Raw genomic sequence first — 2,653 nt, 5'->3', positions numbered from 1 at the left:
TCATCCAATATACAAAATATTTCTGTAACTTTGTCTGTGGTAATCATCGCTATATCTGTTTTGTAAGTTATTGATTTACAACTATAAATTTACAAAACAATAGCGAGACTACCAACGTTTTAGGGCACTTTCTTATCCCGAACTGGCGTATATTGGTTATCGCTGAATAGTTACCTGTTAGCACACTAATGTTTAATCTTGTTAAAATAACCCTGTCTAGATAAAGTTTTTCATTTTATTTACTAACGGTTCGAATTATAGTACTAGATTTGCGCATAGAATTAAATTGATTATGACTAACAATCGCCTTACCCATAAAACACTTCTATCCCTACGCCAACTGTTTGACGCAAACAGAAGTGTCGCTTACCTAAAATTAGTGGCATTTTTGCTACTACTATTATTTAATAAGGGTAGTTTTGCCCAAACGCGAGTTGATTCCCTTTTGATACAAATAATTGATGAAGACAGCATTACCCCTGTTGCAGGCGCAACCATACACCTTTCCAACAAAGGGAAAGAGCCATTGAGGCTCATTACAAACGAACGAGGTGAGGTTTGTGTACCCACCACTTACAAAGCCGACAGTATTCAAATAACCTATTGGGGCAAGACCATTCTACACGCAGCAGCGCGACTTACACTCTCCATAAACAGATTTTACATCCAATCAAACCTTTATTTGGACAATGTTACCATAACGGCCAATCGTCAATTGGTTAAACGTTCGCTGATGCAAGACGTCGTTCAGATTAAGGGTATAGAACTTTTCAAAAGCAATAACGCCCTTGATATTTTACCATTGATACCAGGAGTTGTGATTGATGAAAACAGATTGTCTTACTTCAACCACCCTATTATAGGTATTAGATTGGGCAAAGGTGGAGTACTTAAAGGTATTGGGGCAAGTACGATGAAGATTCTCAAAGCCCTGCGTACGGAAAACATCAATGACATAACTTTTAAGCGACGCAACCAAGGACAAGGCATCCAATACGAGATAATAATAAAAACCGACCAAAGCGTTGACATAACACTCTCGCCTACGTTAGGAGCCTACATGGGAAAGCGAGCCAATGCAGAAGCAAGTCTTTATTCACAGCTTAGTACAAAGCATCTTAACAACATTCTGATGGTTAGTGGCGATGCTCTCAACAAGCGAAAAAGTGAACAGTCCACTTACGACATTCATTCTAAACAAACGCAGGTAGATGTGGATGATGCAGAACATGGAAAATCATTAAACTTGAACTACGATGCCGAATGGTCGCCCAACGATGCGTTCTCAGCAGGCATCAGCTCGTATTACTACACCAGCTGGGGGCAGAAAAGTCGCAACTCGTACGAAGGGAGCACAACCGCTCGCTTTGAATACGCCCCCATAACCTTCGAAGATGTTACAGGCAGCCTGTTTTTCAACTGGAACAAGGCCAACCATTCGTTGCATGGAGAAATATCGTATAACAAAAGTACCTCTCACACCGGCTTAGAAGTTGACGGCACTTTCCAACAAGACATCCGCCAAAACAGCATATCGCCCAATGGCTTTGTGGAATACTCGCTGGTCAACAAGGCACAAACGGCAGGCATCAGCGCCAGTTTTGCTTACGCCCATTTGCGAAATGCCGACATAGACAGGCCGACATTCGCTTCGCAAGCACCCCTTAAAGAGCATACTTTCACGCCTGTCATAGCAGCCTTTTGGGAGAAAAACAAGTTTGGCGTGCATGCTGCAATGCAGTTCGAACGCAACTACAACAATTTCTATTCCTCGTCCTCATGGCTTCCCAAGCTTTCTTTACGCTATGGCGGCGATGCCATGAGCGTGGAACTTGATTATGCCAAGAGCGTCAATCGCCCATTGGCGTTCATGCTGACAAACAACCAAACGGGCCAAACCGGCAAACTTCGCACCGCTGGCAATACACAGCTGCGGCCCGAGGAGAAACATCAGATGGACCTAAATTTATCGTGGGGCGACTTGTATCTCACCATTTCAAAGCTATGGGTAAACGACATCGCAGATCTCCAGCTAGACAACACAGCCCAAAGTGACACCCTTCTGAAGCGCTGGCAGAACGTGGGACGTGCTAGTAGTTGGGATTTCAACGTATATTATAATCTACATTATGGTTGGTTTTACGCCAATCCACACGTATCATTAAACCTTGGAAAATTCAAAGGTAATGCCAATCATCTAAACAATTACAACTTCACATTAAGCCTTCCCCTGCAGGCTACATTCAATAACCACAAGCTTTCGGTTGACATTGAGTATCTTGCACATAGCAAGTATTACCAAACCACAACACAACCAATGTTTATTCTCAACCTCCGTTACAACATAAGTATACCTAAATCTAGCATAACTATTGTCATCTTTGCCCGTGACGTGCTTAACAGCATGTCAATCGAAAAGTCTACAACTCAAACCGCCAGTTATTTCTCATCAACGACGTTGCACAAGGACAAACGCCTATTCGGACTCTCATTGGCCTACAGTTTTTCGAAAGGAAAGCAAAGAAACATCAACGGAGTGACGAATAATCAGAACAGAAATAAATAATCCCTAAAACCGGGGAGAGTATTAATTTAGGTTAATTCAGTTAATTCCCTCTTAGGAATCTCTGGAGACTGTCAAATGCCAGATTCT

Annotated in this window: 1 protein-coding gene; it reads left to right on the top strand. The window is 42.3% G+C overall.

Features of this window, described 5'->3' with window-relative positions:
* Positions 1-445: 445 nt before the first annotated feature.
* Positions 446-2,566: an outer membrane beta-barrel protein gene (locus tag QME03_RS06675; RefSeq protein WP_281723855.1), complete on the top strand. Its 2,121-nt coding sequence runs from the start codon at positions 446-448 to the stop codon at positions 2,564-2,566.
* Positions 2,567-2,653: the final 87 nt, after the last annotated feature.

This window comes from Hoylesella shahii (genome assembly GCF_937990675.1).
In the GTDB taxonomy this organism is placed as follows: Bacteria; Bacteroidota; Bacteroidia; order Bacteroidales; family Bacteroidaceae; genus Prevotella; species Prevotella shahii.
The sequence above is the reverse complement of the archived record's forward strand: the minus strand, read 5'-3'. Positions and strand labels throughout refer to the sequence as shown.